The following is a 23,222-nucleotide window of genomic DNA, read 5'->3' as shown; positions in this document are numbered from 1 at the left end:
GAGGCCCCATTCGGCTCTTGAATACCGAACCCCAGTCGAAGCATACTGGGCGGACAGAAACGAGAAACAGGCGGCATGAAACCTAAACCCGATACACCTTAGCAAAGCCGCTATACTGTCCGGATAAGTGGGACCACTTCAGTAGACGAGAACGATGCGCGGATAAAAGCTGCAGATATTAAGTACAATTCACCCAAGGGTCATGGGACCATTAACGGCTATCTTGTCCGGCCGTCTGGCGGCGGTAAGCGCGGTGGCGTTGTTGTTGTTCATGAGAACCGCGGTCTTAACCCGTATATCAGGGATGTCGCCCGCAGGGTCGGAGCGGCTGGTTTTACGGCATTGGCCCCCGATGGTTTGACGCCAATGGGTGGGTATCCCGGCACAGATGCTGAAGGCAAGGTGATGCAAAAGAAGCTCGATAAGGGCAAGTTGCTGCAAGATTTTATTGCCGCGTTTCAGCATCTAAAAGCGGATAGCAACTCCAACGGCAAAGTCGGTGTGGTGGGTTTCTGTTTTGGTGGCGGTATTGTCAATAAGATGGCTGTTCGCTTGCCGGACCTCGCAGCAGGTGTGCCGTTCTATGGTCGCCAACCAAAGACAGACGCTGAAGTCGCCAAGATCAAAGCGCCTCTTTTGATAAACAACGGTGCTCTCGACAAGCGCATTAACAAGGGGGCTGCCGCCTATGAGGCTGCTTTGAAGAAGCATGGCAAAGAGTTTACGGCCTACATGTATGCCAATGCGAACCACGGGTTTCATAATGACACTACGCCAAGATACGACGAAGGCATGGCGAAACTCGCATGGAAGCGGACCATCGACTTCTTTCACGCGAAGCTTACCTAAACCTAAAACCTAAATTCTCTACGTAGAATAATAGGGCGCTATGGGGTCCCTCCATGGTGCCCTATTGCTATGCCTATTCCAGTCTTTAAAATGGCACCAACCAAATTCAAACTCTCTAATCGAAGGACTCTATACATGGCTGATTTAAAACAACTTGGGCTCGCGGTCGTTGGCTGCGGTGTGGTCGGGCGGATGCGGTCGACACTTGCAAAGGATTTTCCGGGGATAGGTTGGATAGGACTTGCGGATATTAATGAGGATCTGGGGCAAAAACTTAAAGACGATATTGACGCCGATTTCTTCACCAACGATTTCCGCGAACTTTTAAAAAGACCAGAGGTTGATGCCGTGGTTATTGCGACGTCGACTTGGGCGCATGGTGAGCCAACGCTGTTGGCCGCTGAACTTGGTCATAAGTTATTTATCGAAAAGCCCTTGGCGACGGATGCACGTGAATCCCTGCAAGTGCTGACAGCGATTGAGGATGCGGGTGTTGATGCTGTTGTTGGCTACACCCAACGTTTCCGCCGCCGCTTCTTGGCATCCAAAGCGCGCATCGATAGCGGCCAGATTGGCGACCTGACGGCGGTGGTGACACGCGCCTTTATGAACCAAATGGCCCCAACTGGCGAAGTGCGCCTGACCCAAGACCGCCGTTTCCTGACCCCCATGGTGGTTTCCGGCACCCACAGCCTGGACATGTGCATGTGGCTAATGGGGGACGCGGGTAAGCCTGTCTCTGTATTTGCGCGCTCAAACGAAAACGTCATGACCGAACTCGGCACGAAAGACGCGACCTTCGGCGTCTTCACCATGGAAGACGGCACGATCTGGTCGATGAATATTTGTTGGTCATTGCCGAAAGTATGGCCGGGCTCCGTCTACGGCCTGGAGATTGGGATCGTCGGCACCAAGGGCGTGTTGGATATTGAAGACACCCACCGTGACGTCATCCTGGCCACCGAACTGCCCCAAGGCCCCGGCTACAATCCGGACGGTCTAAAAATGGAAGTCGAACGCAACGTCGATTTCCTGACCAGCTTCCCGCCCGGGGATATGTACGAAGGCGACCTTTGGGGCCCACTGCGTGAAGAAACCAATTCCTGGTTCCGGCGGATTTACCTGGATAAAGCCACCCCACACGCAACCGCCGCCGAAGGCCACCGGAACTTGGTGCTGACCATGGCGATGGATTTGTCGGCGAAACGTAAGGCCGAGGTCGAATTGCCGATCACTCCAGATGAGTTAATGGCGGGGTTGGAAGCCTAGAATATCCAGCGCCCTTCGAGACGGCCCTTCGGGCCTCCTCAGGATGAAGTTTTTTTATTTTTATTCCAAATAACATCTTCATCCTGAGGAGCCGCAAAGCGGCGTCTCGAAGGGCGCTGCGTAAAGCTTAGAAGTTTACGGAAAGGCCATCGCCTTGACTTCTTCCGCTGTCATCCCATCCGCACGAAGACTTCGCAGGGTGAAGGAATTGTCTCGTTTGGCAAAGCGCTTGCCTGTGTCGTCAGTGAGCAGGCTGTGGTGATGGTAGGTGGGGGTATCTAAATCCAACAACGCCTGTAGCAACCGATGCACGTGGGTGGCAGCCGCCAAGTCTTCGCCTCGGCTTATGAGCGTGATGCCTTGCAGGTGGTCGTCCAGGGTACAGGCCAAGTGATAACTCGTTGGTACGTCTTTCGGTGCGAGGACAACGTCGCCGTAAATTTCGGGGGTGGCTTGGATTTCGGTTGTCTCGCCTTTTTCGTCGGCGGAGGCCCACGTGAGCGGACCTGCTTTATCAATTGCCTCTGCTATATCTATGCGAAAGGCAAAGGCGTCGCCTGCGTCGATGCGACCTTGCCGGGTGGAATTTGGCAGGGTTCGACAGGTCCCTGGATAAATTGCTCCGCCAGTCCTGTGGGGCGCTTGTCCTGCTGCTTCGTTTTCGCGGGCGATGTCTTTGCGGGTGCAGAAGCACGGGTAAATCAGACCCTGGAGGCTTAGCTTATTGAGCGCCTCGACATATTCGTCCATGCAATCGGACTGGCGGCGCACGGGTGTTTCCCATGTGAGGCCCAGCCACGCGAGGTCTTCGTATATGGCCTCTTCAAATTCAGGACGACAACGGCCCTGGTCGATGTCTTCAATCCTCAGAATAAATTTCCCATCCCCCGCGAGCTTCGCTGCCAAAAGGGCTGAGTAAGCATGGCCCAAGTGCAGGTGGCCTGTTGGGCTGGGAGCGAAGCGGGTAACAATGGTTTTTGGATCAGACATCAAGTGACAGCTCTGTTGAATTTGGGTAATACAATAACGCATTCGGCTCAAAAAGGAATCCCATGTCGACATCTCCTACGTTAAACGGTCCTTCTCTTCCCCCAGCAGACGGCGCGGCACCCGAACAATTGGTTCTTCTGTTGCATGGGGTTGGGGCGGACGGCAATGATCTGATTGGGCTGGCTCCTTATTTTCAGCAGGTGCTCCCCAAGGCTCTGTTTGTGTCGCCGGATGCGCCGTTTCCCTATGACATGGCGCCGTTTGGCCGTCAGTGGTTCAGTCTGCAAGAGCGCACGCCTGAGGCCTTCGATTCGGGAACACACCTGGCGGCCCCCATTCTGAACGACTTCATTGATGGGCTTTTAGTGGAGACCGGACTGACGGATGCCCAAACCGCGCTGATCGGATTTTCCCAAGGGACCATGATGTCATTGCATGTTGGGCCCAGGCGAGACCAACCAGTTGCGGGAATTCTAGGATACTCAGGGGCACTGGCCAACCCGACAAAGCTCGTTGACGATATCCAGTCCTACCCACCGGTAATGCTTATCCACGGGGATTCTGACGAGGTTTTGCCGGTAAGCTCACTCCCCAAGGCAGTCGGAGGTTTGGAAGCAGCCGGTGTGCCTGTTACGTCCCATGTAAGGCCAGGATTAGGTCATGGGATTGACGAGGAAGGAATAAAATTGGGCGTAACCTTCTTGGAGTCGATATTTAGAAGTTGATCCCTTCAATTTGCATTTCGATAAAAATTGTTTACTCTTCCGGCCACAGGGACTTTGTCGTCGCATGTGCATGGGAGGCACGAAACGATGTCGAGGGGACTAGACAGCTTTCCGGCTTTGGTACTTAACGCGGATTTTCGCCCGTTGAGCTACTTCCCGCTGTCGCTGTGGTCCTGGCAGGATACGGTGAAGGCGGTGTTTCTTTCCCGGGTCAATGTGGTCTCTGAATACGACCAGACAGTGCATTCGCCGAATTGGGAAATGTCCCTGCCGAGCGTGATTTCCCTAAAAGATTATGTGCCCACATCCCGGCGTCCAGCCTTCACTCGGTTCAATGTTTTCTTGCGCGATAGTTTTGGCTGTCAGTACTGCGGGGTAAACTTGCCATCCGAAGACCTGACGTTTGATCATGTCATTCCGAGATCACGGGGCGGCGTTACCAAGTGGACCAACGTGGTTACCGCGTGTTCGCCGTGTAATCTACGTAAGGGGCATAAGATGCCTAAGGCCGCCGGGGTCTATCCTCTCCGCGCGCCCTATCAGCCGACCAGTTTCGAGCTGCAAGAAAACGGTCGCGCCTTCCCGCCCAATCACCTGCACCAAAGCTGGCGCGATTTCCTGTATTGGGATACGGAACTGGAATCGGATTAGGTTTCTTTTCTTGGTTTGACAACACCGCGCCGAGACGTATACTCCGCCACCTTCTTCCCGAGAACGTGGGCGAAAGCCCCGCTGTCATTGATTTGAGAGCCTATCGGGACAATAACAAACCAATAAAACGAGTGAGAAAATTATGAGTAAACGTTTAAAGTCGAAGTACAAGATCGACCGCCGTCTGGGCGTCAATCTTTGGGGACGTCCTAAAAGTCCCATTAATACCCGCGATTATCGCCCTGGCCAGCATGGCCAACGCCGCCGCAAACCGTCCGATTTTGGCACCCAGTTGATGGCCAAGCAGAAGCTCAAGGGTTTCTATGGCAACATCACCGAAAAGCAGTTTCGTCGTTATTACGCGGAAGCCGTCAGGCGCGCCGGGGATACATCTGAAAACCTGATCGGAATTCTGGAACGCCGGTTGGACGCAGTGGTCTACCGAATGAAGTTCGTGCCGACGGTTTTTGCCGCGCGCCAGTTTGTCAACCACGGCCATATTCGGGTTAACGGAAAACGCGTTAATATCCCATCCTACCTGGTAAAAGAAGGCGACTTGATCGAGGTTAAAGAGAAATCTCGCGAGCTACCGCTGGTTCTGGAAGCCGTCGAAAGCCCAGAACGCGACCTGCCGGATTACATGGACGTGGACCTGAACAAGCGTAGAGGCACCTTCATGCGGACACCAAAACTGGCCGACGTGCCTTATGCAGCGCTGATGGAACCAAACTTGGTGATCGAATTTTATTCCAGATAAGTTCCTAAGCGACACTTTTTTTTAAAAAGGGCTGAGCAATTCAATTGCCGGCCCTTTTTTTAGAGGCCGTTTGCTCGCTATGGTCTTAATAAGATAACATTTATCTTCCACCTTAAGGAGTTTGAGGATTGGAAGATCGCGGAGCCGAAGCAAACGAAAAGATCAGAGAATTTGTCGACTTGGTTAAGGCGACCACGGATGGCGGCGTTTTAACGTTTGCTCAGGTGGAATCGCGACCGTTTATGAAGTTTTGGCAAAATTTTATTATCTGCCGCTATGTCGAAGAAAAGGATGACTTTCGTGTCATCTTTTTTGGCACTGACCTGGAACGACATTTTGGTCGGGACTCGACCGGAAAATTTATCAGTGAACGAAAGTTCGACCAGTCCGGTCGAAGCCTCCGGGACGTCCATATGGACGCCATGAAATCTTCCGAGCTAAGCTACGGTGCCGGTGACTTGAAGGAAGAGTCCCGAGACTTCAAAATATGGCATCAGGTCAAGATGGCGCTCAAGCGGGGCGACGTTATCAACGAGACACTAAGCTTTATCGTTTTTGATTAAGACCTTAACCCGCAAACTCCACGTCTTTTTCCTTCAGCATATCCTGCAATTCGCCGTTTTCGTACATTTCACGGACGATGTCGCAGCCGCCGACGAATTCGCCTTTGACGTACAACTGAGGAACTGTCGGCCAGTCGGTGAATTCTTTTATTCCATCGCGGAGTGCCGGGTCCTGCAAGACATCAATGCCCTTGAACTTAACGTTCAGGTTGGTGAGTGCCTGAGTAACGGCGGCAGAAAAGCCGCACTGCGGGAACATCGGTGTGCCCTTCATGAACAGCACAACTTGGTTCTCGTTAATTTCTTCTTCGATCTGATCGAATGTCGGGTTGTCACTCATAACGTATCCTCTTTTTATGCGTCGTCGGGTGTGTTTGTTTGCAGGGCCAAGGCATGGAGTTGGTTGCCCATCTTGCCTTGTAAGGCGTTGTAAACCATTTGGTGTTGCTTGACGCGATTCTTACCAACGAATTCCTTCGAAACCACTAACGCCGCGTAATGATCGCCGTCACCCTTCAGGTCTTCAATGCTGACTTCAGCATCGGGAAGGGCAGCCTTAATCATTTGTTCTATCTCGCTGGCGTCCATGGCCATGGGTATATGTCCTTTAAGGTGTCGACATGTACTCAGGCATCCAACTTTCGTTGATCTGCCGAAGCTCTGAAAGGGATATGGCCCCTTGGTCAACAAACGTCAAGGTGTCGTCGGTTGTTGTTCCGATCCGTGCTGCGGGAACACCGTCTTTTGCCGCTGCGGCAAGCAGGCGTACGGGATCATTTGTCACTAAGATGTAGCGTCCCTGATCTTCGCCAAACAACCACGCATGAGAAGCGATGCCGTTGGTTGGCACGTGGACTTCCGCCCCTTTGTTCCCGGCAAGCGCCATTTCTGCGATGCTGACACCAAGGCCACCATCCGATACGTCGTGACAAGCGGTAATCCGGCCTTCAAGAATTTGCGCGCGGACAAAGTCGCCGTGTGCGCGTTCCTGTGCTAAATCCACCGGCGGTGGGGGCCCGTCCTCCTGGCCTTCAACGTCGCGCAGATAGAGTGATGATCCCAAGTGACCATGAGTCTTACCGATAACGATGATCGCCTCGTCTGCATCTTGGAACGCACTGCCGATGGCCTTGGAAACATCGCTTAAAAGCCCAACCCCGCCGATAACCGGTGTTGGTAAAATCGCATTGCCGTTGGTTTCATTATAAAGCGAAACATTGCCGGAGACGACGGGGAAGTCCAGTTCAGAACAAGCTTCCCGCATGCCTTCGATACAGCCGACGAATTGACCCATGATATCGGGTTTCTCTGGATTGCCGAAGTTCATGTTGTCGGTCACGGCCAGAGGTGTTGCCCCCGTCGCGGTGATATTCCGCCAAGCCTCGGCGACGACTTGGCGGCCGCCTTCGATGGGGTCTGCCAGGCAATAGCGCGGTGTGCAATCGCTGGTGATCGCCAATGCCTTTTGACTGCCGTGGACCCGGGTTATTGCGGCATCGCCACCAGGACGCGCTACCGTGTCACCCATAACCATGTGATCGTATTGATCCCAAATCCATTCCTTGGACGCGATGTCAGGGCTTCCCATCAGGGTTTTAAGCGCTGCCATCAAATCGTTGGGAGGGGTGGATGAGACCGCCTCCCGCTTCGGCGTTGGAACCCAAGGCCGATCATATTCCGGCGACGCATCAACCAACGGTGGGATCGGCAGGTCCGCCACCACTTCGCCGCCCATTTTAAGAACCATATGCTTGGTGTCGGTTAGGCGGCCAATGACGGCAAAATCCAGTTCCCATTTTTCGAAAATCTTCCGAGCCATGTCTTCTTTGCCGGGTTCCAGCACCATCAGCATGCGTTCTTGGCTTTCTGACAGCATCATTTCATATGCCGTCATACCTTCTTCGCGCATGGGCACCATATCCAGGTTTAGTTCAACGCCAACGCCACCCTTATCCGCCATTTCAAATGAGGATGATGTGAGCCCCGCTGCCCCCATATCCTGGATCGCGATGATGGCGTCGGTCGCCATGAGTTCCAGACAGGCTTCCAACAAAAGCTTTTCCGTGAACGGGTCACCGACCTGGACGGTTGGGCGTTTTTCTTCGGAGTCTTCGTTGAATTCGGTGGAGGCCATGGTCGCGCCATGGATGCCATCGCGCCCCGTTTTCGATCCGACATAGACCACGGGATTGCCGATCCCCGCAGCCGCTGAATAGAAAATATTATTTGCGTCCGCGAGACCGACTGTCATGGCGTTGACCAGAATATTGCCGTCATAGGACGTATGAAAATCACACTCTCCGCCAACGGTCGGCACTCCCATGCAATTGCCGTAGCCACCTATGCCAGCGACGACGCCCGCGACCAGATGTTTGGTTTTCGGATGGTCCACGGCACCGAATCGCAGTGCATTCATGTTGGCAATGGGTCGGGCCCCCATGGTGAAGACATCGCGCATGATGCCGCCAATGCCGGTGCCCGCACCTTGGTAGGGCTCAATGAAGGAGGGATGGTTGTGACTTTCCATCTTGAAGATGACCGCTTGGCCGTCGCCGATGTCGATCACGCCAGCGTTCTCACCTGGGCCACAGATGACCCAAGGGGCTTCCGTCGGCAAGGTTTTCAGCCATTTTTTCGAGGACTTGTAGGAGCAATGCTCGCTCCACATAACGGAAAAAATACCAAGTTCCGTCAAGTTGGGCTCTCGCCCCATGATGTCCAGGACTTGCTGGTATTCGTCTTTGGAGAGGCCGTGCTGTGCGACGACTTCCGGGGTGATCTCACTCATAAATTATCGGCTCCAGCGACGATGAAATCCGGCCTGAAATCCAGAACGATCTTCATAACAGATGAGCCACAGTTAGCAACTCTACGATCATCTTTTTCGACGGTTCACTGAGTTGGGAATATTTATCGATGCGCCAGGCTAAGAACGTCTCCTTCCCCACGGCCCCCTGCCGCTTGAAATTGCCTTGGTTTTCTTTTGAAGCAGGAACAACAACCCAATTCCAGCAATAAAGCCGCCGATATGTGCCCACCACGCAGTACCACCGCCGTCTGCCGAACCTTCGACCGACGCATTTAACATTTGCAAGCCGATCCACAGGCCCAGAATAACAAAGGCTGGCAGACGAATTGGAATGTACATGAAGGCTAGAACCAGCACTTGCGCGCGCGGGTGCAAGACCAAATAAGCCCCTAAAATCCCTGAGATTGCACCGCTCGCGCCAATCATCGGGGCAACCGACTCTGGATTAACCAGGGCGTGCGTGAGCGCGCCGCCAATTCCTGAGAATACATAGAAAATTATGAACCGTCGGTGACCAAGGCAGTCTTCGACATTGTCGCCGAATACCCAGAGAAACAGCATATTGCCAATCAGATGCATCCAGCCGCCATGTAAGAACATGCTGGTGAGGAGAGTTAAATTGGTGGAGACGAGGACCAGATCGGGTTCCAAATATTTATCGCCGAACAAAACTGCTGGAATGGCCCCTAACCCCAGGACCGCCGCATTGCTTTCTTCCGTGCTGAGCGATAGCTGCCACATAAAGACGAGACAACAAATGACGATCAGGCTGACCGTCACGCGTTGAAAACTGATCCTGATGAGAGGATTATCGTCCTTAAGCGGTAAAAGCATGGAACAGACCTCCTATCCTTAGCGGAAGGATAGTCTATTCCACACTTTTAGGTTCAACAAATTTCTAGTTGTTCCGCTGATGAAAAGAGCTAGCCGATCCGGCTCTCCGGAAAACAAAGCTCGTGACGCGCCCGCCATTCATCGGAAACGTAATTGACAATCAACGCGCGTCGAATGCCATTGATCGGACGCTTGCGGAACCCGTGCCAAGTGTCTTCGCCCGGCAAAAATATAAGTCCACGGTTGGATTTAAAGGGCACGGTAGCGAGGTATGTTTCCGGCCCTGGTCCTTCGTAAATGTCGGTTCCCCACGTGTCACTCTCTGGGTCCGGCGACAGATAGATCAGCATGGTAAAGCGCTTGGCACCGATATCGGTGTGCGGTTCCAGCCAGAACTCGTCTCTATCCATGACATATTCAATCCGCAGGGAACTGCCTTTAAGGTCGACCCCGCAGGTATCTTGAATAACAGAAACCGTTTCCTGGCTTTGCATGGTTTCGGCAACCATTTTGCATACTTCAAATTCATCCAAAACGGCCGGATCAAAGAAACGGCGGGTTGAATTATAAGCTTCTCTCCTGCCGTCGCTGCAGTCGACCTTGGGCACCTCAAACGGTAGATCTAGCAAAGCCTCAATGACTTCATCATCGAGCGGGTTTTCTAAAATCCAATGATCGTAGGGGGCTGAATCTGTATTGGTGGCATGCAAGCAACCAATAAAGGTTGCTTGGTTGGACGAAGTGGAAAGCATCTGAGTGCTCCTCGTATGAAAGAACGCCGACGCTACAGCAATCTAATTGTCGATAAATTGACTGCGATCAATGCACCACCAACTTATTTCCGATAGATGCTCTTTTTCTCAAGTTTAGAATCCATCATTCAGCGGGGGTATGAGAAATGTCGTTATCTGAGCAACAGGTGAAAGAGTTCAAAAGTAAGGGTTTCATCGTTCTGAAAAACTTTTTCGATGCACCATCGATCAACCGTGTATCCAGCATTGTTAATGAACTGGGTGATAAGACACCTGCAGAGAACCAAGAAGCCAAGTACTACGAAACCAGCCCGGTGACAGGACAAGACGTTCTGGTAAGGATTGAGCACGTGTTGGGTGACTATAATTCAGAGCTTACCAACCTTCTCATCACCCCTGACGTCAACGCCTGCTTGACCCAGCTTTTTGATGAGCCGGCAGTTCTGTTTAAGGAGAAGATAAATTACAAAATGCCTGGGTGCCGCCCCGACAAGTTGCATCAGGATCAGGCCGCGGGCTGGAATACCTATGGCGACTTTTTCATCTCCATGGCCATCGTTGTTGATGCCAACAGAAAGGATAACGGGGCGCTGAGCTTTATGAATTCGGGAAATTATAAGCGCGCCCTTATGACCGACGAATGGCAACCGATGACGGAAAACGATCCGCCTTACGAGCCTGAGGATGAATACGTTCTATTGGAAGCCGATCCCGGTGACGTGGTTTTCTTCGATGCCTACGTGCCGCATGGCTCTCCTGCCAATAACAGTGACCGCAGCAGGCGCAATATTTTCCTAACCTTCAACAGACAGTCCGATGGCGACATGCGGGATCAATACTACGAGGATAAATGGAAGTCCTACGCGCCAAATACATCAGAGGCTGCCAGGACGGATGCGTCGTTTAGGGTTTAGTTTAGTGGACTCATAAAGCGACGCGCCATATTGTTTTCTCCTCAAAATTGGGGAGAACGCATCGTGCCCGAAAAGTCTGACAACATACCTGCGCCGTCCATCAGCGAGGTTATACTGAAAACTGGTCGCTTCGATGCGATGAAGGATTGGTACACCCAGGCGCTTGATTTCGAGCCGTTTTTCGTGCGCCCACGTCCTGAAAAACTATCGTGGACCAAATCCCAGCAAATCGCGTTCTTTAGGCTTAGGGGGGATTACCCTTATGCCCAGATGCTCGGCATATTTGAAATTGACGGCACCCAAGATCAAGTTGGGACCGACCCAGGACTTCACCATTTCCAGCTGGCGCATAAAAATTTTGATGAACTATTTGATCGGTATGATCAAATGAAAGCGAACGGCATTCTGCCGATCCAAAATTGGAATCATGGCATAATGACGAGCTTTTATTACGAGGACCCGGACGGCAATAAAGCAGAAATGACGTGCGTTAATTTCGCTGAAGAAACTGATTTCCACGCCTACTTTGAAACAGAAGCCTATAAGAAAAATATTTCCGGGATTCAAATTGATCCGGATGATTTTATCGCCCGCTATCGTTCCGGCACGCCCAGAGAAGAACTGGTAAAAATTCTGCTTTAGAGAATTATGATAGGCTGGCGACGAGCCCATCGAACAGCGCGCGCCCATCGGTGCCGCCCAATTGCGCATCGGCGAGTCGTTCTGGGTGCGGCATCATGCCCAAGACATTGCCGGCGTCGTTGAAAATACCTGCAATGTTGTTCAGGCTGCCGTTGGGGTTGGCGTCGTCGGTGACTTCTCCCCCGTCATTGCAATAACGAAACGCGACGTGGCCTTGGTCTTCAACAGATTTCAGGGTGTCTTCGTCGGCGAAGTAATTGCCGTCGTGATGGGCGATGGGAATGCGGATGACCTGACCTTCATCATAGCCACTGTTAAAAACATCATCCGACGTTTCGACCCGCAAATGGATGTCACGGCAGATAAATTTTAGGTTGGCATTCCGCATCAACGTGCCGGGCAGCAGACCCGCCTCGGCCAATATTTGAAAGCCGTTGCAAATGCCCAACGTTGGCACGCCCTTTTTTGCCCGATCAATAACGTCACGCATGATCGGGGAATGCGCCGCCATGGCACCTGAACGCAAATAATCGCCATAGGAAAACCCACCGGGCACGACAATCAGATCGACTTCCGGCAAATCGGCATCGCCGTGCCACGCCATGATGGGTTCAGACCCCATGCTTTGTTCAAGAGAAACTTTTACATCTCTGTCACAATTAGATCCTGGAAATACAATGACAGCGGCTTTCACGGGGAGGCTCTCAGTTCTTCTCAGTCAATGATGTCGATGGCGTAGTTTTCGATAACCGTATTGGCCAGTAATTGTTTGCACATGGCCTCCACATTGTCGCGGGCTTTTTCGGGTTCTTGATCGTCGAGCTCAATTTCGATGAATTTTCCCTGGCGGACTTCGTTAACACCGTCAAAGCCAAGCGAGACAAGCGCATGCTGAACCGCCTTTCCCTGCGGATCCAAAACGCCATTTTTCAGGGTAACATGTACTTTCGCTTTCACAGGATCATCCTATCTCTTTAAGCCTTATTGCATCACCGCCGGCCCTTTATGGTCGGTGGGGCCGCTTTCCGGAAGGATGCCCAAACGCCGGGCAACTTCCTGATAGGCTTCTTCCACGTTTCCAAGGCCTTGATCAAGACGGTCTTTATCCAAAATCTCGTTTGATGTCATATCCCAGAGTCGGCAACTGTCTGGGCTAATTTCATCTGCGAGCATGATTCGAAGTTGGTCGTTTTCCCACAACCGCCCGAATTCCAACCGAACATCCACCAAGCGGATGCCGACTCCTAAAAACAAGCCGCTTAGGAAATCATTGACCCGCAGCGATAAGGACATGATTTCATCCATCTCTGGCGGGATCGCCCAACCGAACGCGGTGATATGTTCTTCGGTAATCAGGGGAGCGTCCAATTCTTGAGACTTATAGTAAAATTCGACAATGGAACGGGGCAGGGGTGTCCCTTCTTTCATTCCAAAACGGGACGCCAGCGACCCGGCAACTACATTTCGCACAACGACCTCTATCGGGATGATCTCCACTTCGCGGATCAATTGCTCGCGCATGTTGAGACGGCGCAGGAAATGCGTCGGCACACCAATGTCGCCAAGTTTCGACATCAAATATTCGGAAATCCGGTTGTTAATGACTCCCTTGCCGGTTATCACGCCGCGCGCACGGTTCCGCAAGGAGGTGTCATCCTTGAAGTGCTGCACAAGTGTGCCAGGCTCGGGGCCTTCGAAAAGAACTTTGGCCCGCCCTTCGAAAATCTGTCGGCGTCTTGTCATAAGATGGGTCTTGTCATGAATTTGTTCCGCCCACGGGTATTTGTACGGGGGGTTGGTTGGCGCACGCGCGTTATCGATTTTCATATAGCAGGTGTCTAAGTGCAAAACAACGCTGTGGAGAAAGGATTCGTCAGCTGCCGAGATCAACCGACTCATAGGGGACTTCACCAGGGCGACCTTTGGCGATCATCCATTTGGGTTTGGTCTCATATTTATCTGGATTAGGCAAAGCAATAAGCGAAGACGATACCGTGCCAAAGCCGCCGCCGTGATCCACATTCATCGCACCGCCTGGACCTGAGTCCGGATCGTAATGTTTGTCGGCCAAGAGAGCTTGCCAAGCGGTCCAATCGCCGGAGTCTGGGTTTGGAATTTCGGCTGCTGTAAATTGTGGGAGATACATCTGTGTCCGAGGCGACGAAGGATCATTAAGGTCCCGTGCCGTCAGCATGGAAAGTCCCGGCTCTATCGCATGGGCTTCAATTTTGCCAGGCAAGGCGCATAGCCAATAGGCCTTGGCGCGGTCCGCAATGATCATATTAAACGACCGATAGCTGGCCGTTTCCAAATGAGACAGGGCGTCGGCGGCTTCTTCTGCTTCTGCGTGATCCAAGGCTTCCAAAGGAAGTTCACCACGCGAGCGATAACCGTCTTTCGGGCCTAAGGTATTGATTCTGTTTAGGATGCCCGCGACCACACCGTCGTCATTCAGGCCCAACCAAGTGCCGCCCGCCAAAGCGTCACGACCAGCGACAACATGGGCACGATCATCCCAATGCCGGGCGGGAGGTTGCCACGGGCGATCCGCCATTTCATCGCGATTGGAACCAATAATCACGGGCCAATCATGGCTAGGACGATAAAGAATTACGACGGTACACATAACGAAATCTAATAGTCTTTTTGTGCGGTATGCGCCAGCATCGAAATATCATTGCAGCGGCGGGGGTGGCTGAGTATATTTCCGGAATTCCACCACACTAGATATCGGAGGCTCCTGTTTATGAGCGACGAACTCGCCAAGCGCGGCAAAAGCTACGAAGCCAAATTCAAACTGGACGAAGAACAACGTTTTAAGGCTGAAGCTCGCCGCAATAAGATGCTCGGACAATGGCTTGCAAAGAAATTCGGACTTTCCGGAGATGCTGCGGAAGACTATGCCACCGAAGTGGTCAGGGTTGATTTAGATGAGCCTGGAATTGAAGACATCATCGGCAAGGTGATGGCGGACATCAATGCCCGCAAGTCAGAAATCAAAGAATCCGAAGTGCGGGCTGAACTCGACCGCCTGTTCCCGATTGCCTACAAAGAAGTTACCGGCGATTTTCCGGAACCCTTGGGCGACGACCACGAACGCGTCGGCGGTTAAGAAGACCTTCCGAAGACCCGTTTGAAGATCGTGTCGACATGCTTGGTGTGATACGCCATGTCGAACAGCGACGTGAGCGCGTCTTCGCCAAGGCTATCGATAACGTCTGAGTCTTGCTTTAAGAGATCAAGCAACCCGCCCTTGCCGTTCCACACTTCCATCGCGTTGCGTTGAACAAGGGTATAGGCATCTTCGCGGCTGACGCCTGCCTGGGTTAGGGCCAGCAAGACGCGTTGTGAAAAGATCAGACCGCCCATTTGGTCGATGTTTTTCTGCATATTGTCCGGGTAAACCAACAACTTCTCGATAACACCGGTCAGGCGCTTTAGGGCGAAGTCCAGGGTAACGGTCGCATCCGGCCCAATCATGCGTTCCACCGACGAATGCGAAATATCCCGTTCGTGCCACAGAGCAACGTTTTCCAACGCCGGCGTCACAGCGGAGCGAACAATACGCGCAAGGCCCGTCAAATTCTCAGTCAAAATTGGATTGCGTTTATGGGGCATGGCGGACGAGCCTTTTTGCCCCGGCGCGAAATATTCTTCAGCCTCACGAACTTCGGTGCGTTGCATGTGACGGATTTCTGTCGCCAACCGTTCGACCGAACTGGCAATGACGCCAAGGGCCGCAAAGAATGCTGCGTGACGGTCGCGGGGGATAACCTGGGTCGAAACCGGTTCCGGCTGGAGGCCTAATTTCTTCGCGACATGCTCTTCCACATGGGGATCAATGTTGGCAAACGTGCCGACAGCACCTGAGATGGCGCAGGTGGCAATTTCCCCGCGGGCGTTCAGCAGGCGATAATGCGCGCGATCAAATTCGGCAAAGAAACTGGCGAACATCAGGCCGACAGTCACCGGCTCTGCATGGATGCCATGGCTTCGGCCCATGCGGGGGGTGAGTTTATATTCGAAGGCCCGCTTTCTGAGTGCTTCCATCAACCCTGCCAAGTCTTTCAACAATATATCTGCGGCCTGGGTCATTTGAACCGCCAAGCAGGTATCCAACACGTCTGATGACGTCATGCCTTGGTGGATGAACCGTGCTTCGTCGCCGACGTGTTCGGCCAATTCGGTCAAGAACGCGATCACGTCGTGGTGGGTGGTGCGTTCGATCTCGTCGATCCGATCAATGCGTTCTGGGGTGTATTCCTTTTCGCCGCGCTCCCAGACCGCTGCTGCCGCTTCTTTGGGGATAACGCCGAGTTCGGCTTGCGCATCGCAGGCATGGGCTTCGATTTCAAACCAGATGCGGAACCTGTTGGCGGGTTCCCAAATGTTAGTCATTTCAGGGCGGCTGTAACGCGGGATCATATTGGCCTCTATCGGGTCAGGAATTAAAGAGAATCAGAGAAGGCGCGATAGTACTAAAATTCCCACATTTTAAAAGCCAAGTTATGAATTCTTGACCTGACTTTTTGGTCGAAAGACGAGATACCAAACAACGGCCGTTGCCTGCATTCCGATGAGCAGCAGAAAGGCCATATCAAAGGCTTCCTTGGCGTATCCGCCGCTCGCTGTCAGAGGATACTGATCAATCACCAGCCCAACGCCCCACTGGCCTAGAAAGGCCCCTGAAAATACCAGTAGGTTTAATCCGGTTACGACTCGGCCTGCTATTTCTTGGGGGAAACTTTGTGAGAGCGCACCGTATCCCAAAATCCCCACCGAGCCAAAAAATCCGTATCCCGCCCACAGCAGACCGGGCGCTTCGGACCCAACCAAAATAATGCCGCTCTGAATCAGAATAAATATCGAAATGCCGACAATCGCAACCTGCATGGTCGTGATGCCGAATCGTCCGAGTCGGGCAGTCAGCGCACCCATCGATAAGAAACCGACAATCATCGAAATCGCAATGATCATCAGGTAATCGCCAACCGCAGAACGCTCGATCCCGCCGACGTCATGCAACCAGGGTCCGGTCCACAGACTTTGAACTGCAATGAATGATGATTGAGAGGCGATGGAGACCGGTGCAATTCTCCAGAACAGGGGGCTGGTGAAAATATGACCAATGCCGCTGAGTTGTTCTTTTAATCCACCGACTTTTTTGGTCCCTGTGCGTTCAGGAACGACGGTAAATATCATGATCGCGACAAGGATGGATATCCCGGCGACCACCCAAAACACGCCCCGCCAACCGATCAGTTCGGCTGCATTGGCAACGGGGATCGTTGACAGCAAGGCACCCATTCCCCCGGCCGCCATTTGACAGCCATTGATCAGCGGAATGCGTTCTCGCGGAAACCATAAAACAAACGCCGTCATCGCCGCCATCAAGCACGCTGACGTCCCAAGACCCAAAAGGGCACGCCCCGTGATCAATCCGGCAGCGGTATGAGAAACTGCAAAGATGGTTGCGCCGACGGCGGTAATCAGCATCAAGCCCGCTTCAGTTCGCCGGGGACCAAATCGATCCAACAACAGGCCCAGGGGCAATTGAAATGACGCGAAGGTTGCAAAAAATATGCTGGTCATAAGCCCCAGGTCGCCGGCACTCAGCCCCAGTTCCGCGACCAAATCGGGGGCAATTACCGCGTTCACAGTGCGCACCATGTAGCCGAGCATATAGCCTGTCGCAAAAGGCAGAAAAACGCGCAAGAGAGTGGTGTTCATAAAGGGGCTCTTTGTTATCAACCGACGTCGTTTGCGCACCATACGGGAGCTTATACCAAATCTCACTAATAAAGATTCATTGAGATCGCGTATATGGACCGTCGGGTAGGAGAAATGTCGCAAGCGATACCATGTATCGGTAAGACTTTTCGACGCCCTCCGACGATCCAAATACGCGGCCCAAAGGACGGCTTCACAAGACTTTCGGACAGCGTTGCGCTTGCCTTGCGATGCCGAGCATCGCCGCGTCAAGCGCTCCTTGCCGAAAATCTTGTGAAGCCGTCTCAATGGATATTTATTAGTGAGACTTGGTATTAGGGAAGAAGCAAGCCGTGCTGCCATTATCCCAGAGGGCTGGAAAGTTGATGCGACGTCCTTATGATGTGCTCTCGGCCTGAGACGGCGTCGACTCAACAGGGAAAAGGAACAAAAAAAATGGGTGAAAAGATTGGCATGATCGGCCTCGGTAAAATGGGCCTGGCACTGGCGCGGCAAATGATGGCCGACGGGCATGAACTCTTTGGCTACGACATCGACCCGGAACGCATGAAAATGCTCGAAGCCGAAGGTGGAACCCCTGTTGCAAATTCCAAAATCGTCGCCGAACGCAGCGATATCACCTGTAGTATTCTGCTGAAACCTGAGCACATTGAAGAAAACACCATCGGCCCCAATGGCATCGTGCAGGCGGAAAAAGAAGGCCTCATTCACATTGAAATGAGCACCATGCCGCCGGCTTTTCAAATTGACCTCGCCGATAAACTTTCCGGCCACGGCATCGAAATGTTGGACGCCCCCATTTCCGGCTCCCACAACAAAGTCGATGATCGGGTGATTACCTTCATGGTTGGTGGCACGGAAGAGACGTTCAATCGGGTTCTGCCAATTTTGGAACCTTTGGCTGCGGATACTTCGCACACCGGGGATGTTGGCACGGGGGCGACCATGAAAGTCGTGACCAACCTTTATGTAAACTCGGTCACCGCCTTGTTGGCGGAAGTCGTCATCACCGGTGAACGCGCCGGCCTCAGCCACGAAAGCATGGAGAAATGTCTAAACGCCGGGTCGGTTCGCGGCGCCATGTGGGATTCAATGCGTCCGCGCTTCTTCAACCGTGATTTTGCTCCTAGGGGAGCGGTCGAAATCTTCGCCAAAGACATGGGCATCGCCATCGACCTCGCCAAAGAACACGGCATCGACCTGCAAGTCGTTCCCGCAGCGCGAAAGATGTTCCAGCGCGCGGAAGCAGCGGGCTGGGCCAAGGATGACGCGAGCCGGGTGTTGGAGATTTATGAGGGGAAGGATCGGAGTTAGGGGGTGGCAAAACGCCCTATTTACCGGACTCCATTAGACCGACATATCATTACACCAATAAATTTTTAATTTTTTCAGCCAGTACGATGTCTGCTTCTAACGCAAATCTGGTTGTTTTTTGAATGTAGGAAATGAGTCCGCTTTTGACCGCCGGCCTTTTCGTGTTCCAGCTTTGTTTTGACGGCATTGCCAATGCCGGTCAACACATCCTCGGTGATGTAACCGCTATAACAGAAGATTATGCCCTTCTCCTGCAGGTATCCTCTGAAATCGTAGGTTTCTTTAGCCAGCATAATTCACCCTTACTACTCAAATTTAAAGCCGATGACGGCTATATCTTCCCTGAGTATTTCATCCCGCTTATTACCATTTATGGTCTTAATTCCATCCTATTTCATGGGGAGGAGACAAGCTGCATTTCTTCAAGATGTTTCGAAGATGGCTTCTATTTCCGAAACAAATGTGTTCGTGTCGACGGGTTTGGTAATAAAGTTGTCGACGCCAACCTTGTAAGCTTTATTTCTCCATAGGTCTTTGGTCTTGCTCGTCACCATGACAATCTTCATGTCACGATGAATTGGCTTGGAGCGTAATTCACGTACTAACTCCAGACCGTCCATATCACCCATTACCAAGTCTGTAATAAGACAATCAGGTCGTATGCTTTCTATCTCATTCATGGCCACAGTACTGGATGTGTACGCTGAAACTTGGTGGCCTCGATCCTTTAGAAGAGCGCTCAACAATTCGATCATCTGAAAATCGTCATCGATAACAAAGAACGAGATTGCCGTTGGAGAGGTCATATAAAACCCTAGCTTACCTTGAACGCAATCATGGATACATCGTCGCGGCGAATTTCGTCACCTTGAAACTCCTCCAGAGCTTCAATTATCTCAAATTTTTGCTCAAATATTGGGCGGTCCTGGAACGTGGCAATAAGTTCCTTAAATCGTTTCTTACCGAACATACGTCGTTTTTCACCGCCCACTTGATCGATCAGGCCGTCCGTCATCATGTAATAGGAATTGCTTGGCATGAGATTTACCAAATTATTGGTGTACTCCTGAACAAAAGGAATTCCCCGATACCCAATTCCGTTCTTATCACCTTTTATTTCATTAACTTCGGAACCGTCAAACGTGAACAAGGAAAACCGAGCCCCGGCGAATGTAATTTTCGTCAGGTCTTCGTTGAGGTAACAGGCCCCCAACTCCATACCGTCGTCTGATGAGCCTTCGTCAAGGTGCTGCCCAAGGGTTAACTGCATCAGTTGATGCATCCGTTGCAATAGCATGCCAACCTCACCGGGTGGAACCTCCTCTTGCGCCCGATCAAGGGCACCAGTGGCAATCAGAGTCATGAAGGCTCCAGGCACACCATGTCCCGTGCAGTCACCAAGTATGACAAGAATGCCGTCGCCCCAAACACGGTTCCAGTAGATGTCCCCACCGACAATGTCACGCGGCTCCCAAATCACGAAAAAATCTTCGAAGATAGATGAAAAACTGTCATTATGTGGAAGGATAGAGCGCTGAATTCGGGATGCATAATTGATGCTGCTCGAGAGGATATTGAAAGTATCCTTTAATTTTTTTTCGGCTTCCTTGCGGGCACCATCCGCACGGAGGGCCGCGACACCGTGAGCCGTGTCGTTGGTCAGGCGTTCCAGAATGCGAATACTGTCATCGTCAAAACCATCGATCTCCGGGGAATAAATGGCGATTACCCCAAACGATTCATCGCCAATCTTCAGCGGCAAAGCGATTGCCGAAGCGAACCCCCTTTCCCGCGCGGGTTCTCGCCACGGCTCGAACGCGGGGTCGGTCATCGTATCCCGAACGAGAAACGGCTTTCCGGACCGAAAAGCTTGTCCGACTGGCCCATTTCCTTTCCTGTCATCCTGATCCCAGGAAATTGCCCCGGGCCTTAAATAACCTTCCTCGAAGCCGGCGGAAGAGACAAATTCGAAGGATTTCGCTTCATCGTGATTTGCAATAGCGACAAATACTAAGGATTTATTGTTACGCTCAACAATGATTTTGCAGATCTGTTGAAACAGTTCAAATTCCGACACTGAGTGCAAGATCATCTCACTGCATTGATTTAGGGTAGCTAAGTCTAAGTTCGTTTGCAAAAGTTTGGTCTCAGCCAGCTTACGAACTGTAATGTCCGTGACCATGGCAAAAGAACCGATACGCACTCCTTCTTCATTTATTATGGGCGTTACGTTGAACAGACAGGGGATCTGGTTACCGTTTGGTTGCGACAGCCCAATTTCATAGGAGCCAGATTCTCCGCGATTGCGCCGTTCGGCGTGCTCGGCGAAAATCTGCTTATTGGCCTCATCGACGAAGTCGAAAATAGACCGCCCGATGATATCCTCGCTGGGACGTCCTAAAATTTTACACATGGCATCGTTGACTTCGGTTGTGTGCATTTCCACGTCAACCATCCAGATGCCTTCGCTGGCAGTCGAGAAAATGCGCCGAATTTTCATTTCACCGTCACGAAATGCCTGTTCGGTATTCTTCTGTTCGGTTATATCAAGGTAGGTCAACATCCGTCGCCCATCCGGCAGCGCCAAACACTGATAAAGGACAATACGCCCATTAGGCTGCCTTACCTCAATTGGGGTAACAGTGCCATTTAGGATTGCCTCAACACGGGATAGGACGAATTCATCGAAATCTTCGTCTGTAACGTCGTAAAACCCTTTACCCTGATTATAACGAATTAAGTCCTCTACTGACGGTTCAGCAGCGGCGATTTCGTCATCTATATCCCACATCTCCCGATAAGCCCGGTTCATAATGCGCGCCTTCAAATCCGGGTCCATAAACAGAATGCCGTAATCGACCGTATCCATAACGGCTTCCAAAGCTTCTTTTTCTCGAGTAATTTGGGCTTCGCTCTGCTGTATGATCCGTTTTTGTTTTTGAATATACCTTGCCCAAAAGACAACTATCAGCAGGATTAATATCGCGCCAATGGCCAACGGTACGCCCCAAAGCAAAATCGTTTTTGTATCCACGCCATAGCTTATCTGGATTGCTGTCCAAGAGTTGACAATAGCTGCGCGCTCATGCTCATTCATAGTTGAGAGCGCTTTGTTAAGGATGGGGACAAGTTCAGGCAGTCCCTTGCGCACCGCCATGGACAGTTCAAACTTATACTTGGTCTGTGATGCAATTTTGAGATCATCCAAATTTGAACGATCAATTTCGTGAGTAATCGTCAACAGGTTGTCGATAAAGGCATCAAGTTTACCGTCATTGAGTTGCTTAAGACCTTCTGAAAGAGTTTGGACGGGGACGACATGGATGCCTTTCTGATTGGTCTCAATCAGTTCCTGGGTAATATAGCCCCGGACGACGCCAACTTTTTTCCCGTTTAGGCCTGCAAGGCTATCAACGAAAGGCGCGTCCTTGCGGGTCGTAATTACCATTGGAAAGGAGATGTAGGGCTTCGAGAAATTAAGATACTTCTCTCTTTCAGAAGATCGTGCAACTGTCGGAAGAATATCAATCTCACCGGCCCGCACCTTGTCCAAAACCGCAGCCCAAGACAGGCCGGTTTCAGGCGTTAAGGTGATCCCCAGTCTAGAGCCAACCAAATCCACATAACTGGAACCGATCCCACTGTAGACACCTTCTTCATCAATAAATTCAAAAGGCGCCCAGGAGGGGTCAACACCCAAGGTAAATTTTCCATGTTGCTTCAGCCATTGGTGTTCCTCCTCGGTCAGATCAACTTTGGATTTGCCATCCTGCACGTCCCCGATCCAGCGTTTTAAGAGCGTGGTTTTCTCATCGGCGGTGATGGTTTTCATGGCCTTTTGAAGGATGGAATTGAGGTGGGGTAGCGTTTTTCCGGTAGCAATAGCGAGCCGACTGGTGTCGTAATCACCGATTTTGATGGGCTTTGAGAGTGCCAGCCCAAACATGGTATGCTCACTCATAAGAAAATTGAAGATGGCGACCTCGCCCACCACTGCATCGGCCTCACCAACGACAACCGCGTTCATGCTATCGAGAACATTCTTTTTCGTATGAATAACGATATCCGGATATTTCCGTCGCAGAATTTCCTCTAAATAGAATCCCTTAGGCACGGCAACGGTCTTGCCTTTTAGTTGGTCTAGGCTGTCGTAGGGAACTTTCTGGCGGCTCAAAATGACGTTGGGGTTAGATGCATAGGGTTTGGTAAACAGGAAATCTTTTTCCCGTTCAGGTGTGCGGATGATGTTGAGCATTACATCTAGATTGCCCGCGCGCATCATGCCCATAAACTCATCCCAAGTAGGGCCCGTTATATACTCGATCTCAAGCCCGGCTTTTTTGGCCAAAAGATTCATGAAATCGATGGAATAGCCTTTGGGTTTTCCGTTTTCCGCGAAATTAAACGGTGGCCAGGCGGTATC

25 protein-coding genes are annotated in these 23,222 nt (G+C 51.7%); 10 read left to right on the top strand and 15 right to left on the bottom strand.

All coding sequences use genetic code 11. The annotated features are described in order from the left end of the window. Positions 1-123: 123 nt before the first annotated feature. The gene (locus tag HOM51_19000) at positions 124-849 is read left to right on the top strand and encodes a dienelactone hydrolase family protein (protein MBT5036605.1); all 726 of its coding nucleotides are present in this window, start codon (positions 124-126) and stop codon (positions 847-849) included. A 135-nt stretch (positions 850-984) separates the two neighbouring features. Continuing rightward, the gene (locus HOM51_18995; protein ID MBT5036604.1) at positions 985-2,118 is read left to right on the top strand and encodes a Gfo/Idh/MocA family oxidoreductase; all 1,134 of its coding nucleotides are present in this window, start codon (positions 985-987) and stop codon (positions 2,116-2,118) included. A gap of 135 nt (positions 2,119-2,253) precedes the next feature. Here HOM51_18995 and gluQRS read toward each other — a convergent pair whose 3' ends face one another. Next, positions 2,254-3,108, bottom strand: coding sequence for a tRNA glutamyl-Q(34) synthetase GluQRS (gene gluQRS, locus HOM51_18990; GenBank protein ID MBT5036603.1), 855 nt, complete (start codon positions 3,106-3,108; stop codon positions 2,254-2,256). A gap of 62 nt (positions 3,109-3,170) precedes the next feature. Between gluQRS and HOM51_18985 the strand changes: the two genes are divergently transcribed. From HOM51_18985 to HOM51_18970, 4 genes are all read left to right on the top strand, one after another. Beyond that, positions 3,171-3,833 (top strand): prolyl oligopeptidase family serine peptidase, encoded by a 663-nt coding sequence (locus tag HOM51_18985; protein MBT5036602.1) that lies wholly within the window; start codon positions 3,171-3,173, stop codon positions 3,831-3,833. An 87-nt stretch (positions 3,834-3,920) separates the two neighbouring features. Further along, complete coding sequence (locus HOM51_18980; protein ID MBT5036601.1) at positions 3,921-4,484, top strand: HNH endonuclease; 564 nt, start codon at positions 3,921-3,923, stop codon at positions 4,482-4,484. Positions 4,485-4,626: 142 nt separating this feature from the next. Further along, a complete protein-coding gene (gene rpsD / locus HOM51_18975) occupies positions 4,627-5,241 on the top strand; it encodes a 30S ribosomal protein S4 (GenBank protein MBT5036600.1) in 615 nt (204 codons plus the stop codon). 128 nt (positions 5,242-5,369) lie between these two features. Then, a complete protein-coding gene (locus tag HOM51_18970; GenBank protein MBT5036599.1) occupies positions 5,370-5,804 on the top strand; it encodes a hypothetical protein in 435 nt (144 codons plus the stop codon). A 4-nt stretch (positions 5,805-5,808) separates the two neighbouring features. Here HOM51_18970 and grxD read toward each other — a convergent pair whose 3' ends face one another. The 5 genes from grxD to HOM51_18945 all read right to left on the bottom strand — a co-directional run bounded on the left by grxD (position 5,809) and on the right by HOM51_18945 (position 10,166). After that, positions 5,809-6,144, bottom strand: coding sequence for a Grx4 family monothiol glutaredoxin (gene grxD, locus HOM51_18965; GenBank protein MBT5036598.1), 336 nt, complete (start codon positions 6,142-6,144; stop codon positions 5,809-5,811). 14 nt (positions 6,145-6,158) lie between these two features. Continuing rightward, positions 6,159-6,398, bottom strand: a complete 240-nt coding sequence (locus HOM51_18960; protein MBT5036597.1) for a BolA family transcriptional regulator — start codon at positions 6,396-6,398, stop codon at positions 6,159-6,161. Between the two features lie 13 nt (positions 6,399-6,411). Continuing rightward, complete coding sequence (gene purL / locus HOM51_18955; protein MBT5036596.1) at positions 6,412-8,592, bottom strand: phosphoribosylformylglycinamidine synthase subunit PurL; 2,181 nt, start codon at positions 8,590-8,592, stop codon at positions 6,412-6,414. Between the two features lie 138 nt (positions 8,593-8,730). Then, on the bottom strand, positions 8,731-9,447 hold the full coding sequence (locus HOM51_18950) for a rhomboid family intramembrane serine protease (GenBank protein ID MBT5036595.1): 717 nt from the start codon (positions 9,445-9,447) through the stop codon (positions 8,731-8,733). A gap of 89 nt (positions 9,448-9,536) precedes the next feature. Continuing rightward, complete coding sequence (locus HOM51_18945) at positions 9,537-10,166, bottom strand: 2OG-Fe(II) oxygenase (protein MBT5036594.1); 630 nt, start codon at positions 10,164-10,166, stop codon at positions 9,537-9,539. Between the two features lie 179 nt (positions 10,167-10,345). On the opposite strand from HOM51_18945, the gene HOM51_18940 reads away from it, so the two are divergent. Beyond that, the gene (locus HOM51_18940) at positions 10,346-11,113 is read left to right on the top strand and encodes a hypothetical protein (GenBank protein ID MBT5036593.1); all 768 of its coding nucleotides are present in this window, start codon (positions 10,346-10,348) and stop codon (positions 11,111-11,113) included. Between the two features lie 63 nt (positions 11,114-11,176). Next, entirely contained in the window at positions 11,177-11,755 is a 579-nt protein-coding gene (locus HOM51_18935) for a hypothetical protein (GenBank protein ID MBT5036592.1), read from the top strand. Between the two features lie 4 nt (positions 11,756-11,759). Here the strand turns inward: HOM51_18935 and purQ are convergent, their stop codons facing one another. The 4 genes from purQ to HOM51_18915 all read right to left on the bottom strand — a co-directional run bounded on the left by purQ (position 11,760) and on the right by HOM51_18915 (position 14,381). Beyond that, positions 11,760-12,449 (bottom strand): phosphoribosylformylglycinamidine synthase subunit PurQ, encoded by a 690-nt coding sequence (gene purQ / locus HOM51_18930; protein ID MBT5036591.1) that lies wholly within the window; start codon positions 12,447-12,449, stop codon positions 11,760-11,762. Positions 12,450-12,469: 20 nt separating this feature from the next. After that, positions 12,470-12,712, bottom strand: coding sequence for a phosphoribosylformylglycinamidine synthase subunit PurS (gene purS / locus HOM51_18925; GenBank protein MBT5036590.1), 243 nt, complete (start codon positions 12,710-12,712; stop codon positions 12,470-12,472). A gap of 24 nt (positions 12,713-12,736) precedes the next feature. After that, on the bottom strand, positions 12,737-13,498 hold the full coding sequence (locus HOM51_18920; protein MBT5036589.1) for a phosphoribosylaminoimidazolesuccinocarboxamide synthase: 762 nt from the start codon (positions 13,496-13,498) through the stop codon (positions 12,737-12,739). A gap of 130 nt (positions 13,499-13,628) precedes the next feature. Next, a complete protein-coding gene (locus HOM51_18915; protein ID MBT5036588.1) occupies positions 13,629-14,381 on the bottom strand; it encodes a hypothetical protein in 753 nt (250 codons plus the stop codon). 120 nt (positions 14,382-14,501) lie between these two features. On the opposite strand from HOM51_18915, the gene HOM51_18910 reads away from it, so the two are divergent. Further along, the gene (locus tag HOM51_18910) at positions 14,502-14,867 is read left to right on the top strand and encodes a DUF1476 domain-containing protein (protein ID MBT5036587.1); all 366 of its coding nucleotides are present in this window, start codon (positions 14,502-14,504) and stop codon (positions 14,865-14,867) included. On the opposite strand, the gene HOM51_18905 is transcribed toward HOM51_18910, so the two are convergent. Next, positions 14,864-16,180, bottom strand: coding sequence for an adenylosuccinate lyase (locus tag HOM51_18905; protein ID MBT5036586.1), 1,317 nt, complete (start codon positions 16,178-16,180; stop codon positions 14,864-14,866). The genes HOM51_18910 and HOM51_18905 overlap by 4 nt on opposite strands. 81 nt (positions 16,181-16,261) lie before the next feature. Further along, the gene (locus HOM51_18900) at positions 16,262-17,485 is read right to left on the bottom strand and encodes an MFS transporter (protein MBT5036585.1); all 1,224 of its coding nucleotides are present in this window, start codon (positions 17,483-17,485) and stop codon (positions 16,262-16,264) included. 435 nt (positions 17,486-17,920) lie between these two features. Here HOM51_18900 and HOM51_18895 point away from each other — a divergent pair, with 435 nt between their 5' ends. Next, positions 17,921-18,799 carry an NAD(P)-dependent oxidoreductase gene (locus HOM51_18895; GenBank protein ID MBT5036584.1) on the top strand — a complete coding sequence of 293 codons (879 nt, stop codon included), beginning with the start codon at positions 17,921-17,923 and terminating at the stop codon, positions 18,797-18,799. Between the two features lie 74 nt (positions 18,800-18,873). Here the strand turns inward: HOM51_18895 and HOM51_18890 are convergent, their stop codons facing one another. The 3 genes from HOM51_18890 to HOM51_18880 form a co-directional block, all read right to left on the bottom strand. Further along, positions 18,874-19,092, bottom strand: coding sequence for a hypothetical protein (locus HOM51_18890; protein ID MBT5036583.1), 219 nt, complete (start codon positions 19,090-19,092; stop codon positions 18,874-18,876). Positions 19,093-19,221: 129 nt separating this feature from the next. After that, positions 19,222-19,605 (bottom strand): response regulator, encoded by a 384-nt coding sequence (locus tag HOM51_18885; protein MBT5036582.1) that lies wholly within the window; start codon positions 19,603-19,605, stop codon positions 19,222-19,224. 8 nt (positions 19,606-19,613) lie between these two features. Further along, complete coding sequence (locus HOM51_18880; protein ID MBT5036581.1) at positions 19,614-23,156, bottom strand: transporter substrate-binding domain-containing protein; 3,543 nt, start codon at positions 23,154-23,156, stop codon at positions 19,614-19,616. Positions 23,157-23,222 lie beyond the last annotated feature (66 nt).

The sequence above is a fragment of the Rhodospirillaceae bacterium genome, assembly GCA_018660465.1.
Lineage (GTDB): Bacteria > Pseudomonadota > Alphaproteobacteria > Rhodospirillales > JABJKH01 > JABJKH01.
This window is presented reverse-complemented; position numbering and strand designations above follow the sequence as displayed.